This window comes from Vibrio sp. D173a (assembly GCF_030248475.1).
On sequence record NZ_JAHGAH010000648.1, the window covers coordinates 1 to 644 of the forward strand.

1 protein-coding gene is annotated in these 644 nt (G+C 43.0%); it reads left to right on the plus strand.

What is annotated here, in order from left to right; translation table 11 throughout:
* Positions 1-577: LysE family translocator (locus tag KIV40_RS28210; protein WP_285352514.1), on the plus strand; the 577-nt coding region annotated here is incomplete at its 5' end.
* Positions 578-644: the final 67 nt, after the last annotated feature.

Sequence of the window (644 nt, forward strand, 5' to 3'; positions counted from 1 at the left end):
TTTATTAAGCCCGGGGCAAGAGTTTTTCTTAATAGTTGCTCATTCGATTCGACACAAATTAAAGGGCAGCCGGTTTATTTGCCTTGGCGTTGCACTCGGTAACGCGATCTATATTGGTGTGGCTATTTTTGGCTGGACAAGCATCCGTGATAACGAATTGATTTATACGGTGTTCGAAATCTTAGGGGCGATCTATCTATTGTGGTTAGGAACAGTTCTACTAAGAAGCAAAAAGGGTGAAACAGAGCTTTCATCTGACGAGCAGGCCATACCATCACCTCTGAAGCAGCTTGTAATGGGGTTAAACTCAGCGCTACTTAATCCTAAGAACGCTCTGTTTTATATGAGCTTATTGACGGTCATTTTAGGTAGTGAGGTAACGCTGATTCAACAGGTCTCTTGTGGGATTTGGATGTTCTTTGCGGTTTTATTTTGGGATCTGCTTATTGCAGCGACCATCAGTCAGCCGCGCGTTCATCAGTCGCTTAGCCGTTATATTTACATTATCGAACGTGGTGCAGGGCTAACGTTGGCTTTGTTTGGCATGGCTTTGTTTGTTTCCCCTTTATTAAGGTAAGCTATACCTGACTGATTTTGCGCAGTTCACTTCTCAGTTATGATTGCTCAATAGACCAATCTATCGA